Raw genomic sequence first — 537 nt, forward strand, 5'->3', positions numbered from 1 at the left:
ATAGAACCCCATCGGCTGACTGTTGAGCAACGCCGCAAAAAACGCCGCCGGCTCGTGACATTTCAGGAAGCTGCTGACGTAAGCCAGCTTGGCAAAGCCTGCCGCGTGGCTTTCAGGGAAGCCGTATTCGGCAAAACCTTCCATCTGTTTGCACAGCGCTTCGACAAAAGCAGGGTCGTAGCGCCTCTTGACGACCATCGCATGCACCAGGCGCTCCTGATGCTGCGTGAGATTCCCCTTGCGCTTCCAGGCGGCCATGTCGCGGCGCAGGCGGTCAGCATCATCCGCAGTGAAATCGCCGGCCTTCATGGCGATCTCCATCACCTGCTCTTGGAAGATCGGCACACCCAGCGTGCGTTCGAGCACGGCTTTCACCTCGGGGCCGGGGTAGGTCACGCAATCGGTGTTGCCATTGCGCTTTGCCTCGCGCCGCTGCAGATACGGGTGGACCATGCCGCCCTGGATCGGCCCCGGCCGTACGATGGCCACCTGGATCACCAAGTCGTAATACTCGCGCGGACGCAGACGCGGCAGCAT

1 pseudogene is annotated in these 537 nt (G+C 61.6%); it reads right to left on the reverse strand.

Going from position 1 to position 537, the window contains the following annotated elements:
• Positions 1-537 (reverse strand): annotated as a pseudogene (locus tag I6F21_RS37625) (error-prone DNA polymerase); the annotation flags it as partial.

Origin of the sequence: Bradyrhizobium sp. NBAIM03, assembly GCF_020194055.1 — a bacterium.
GTDB classification, from domain to species: domain Bacteria; phylum Pseudomonadota; class Alphaproteobacteria; order Rhizobiales; family Xanthobacteraceae; genus Bradyrhizobium; species Bradyrhizobium yuanmingense.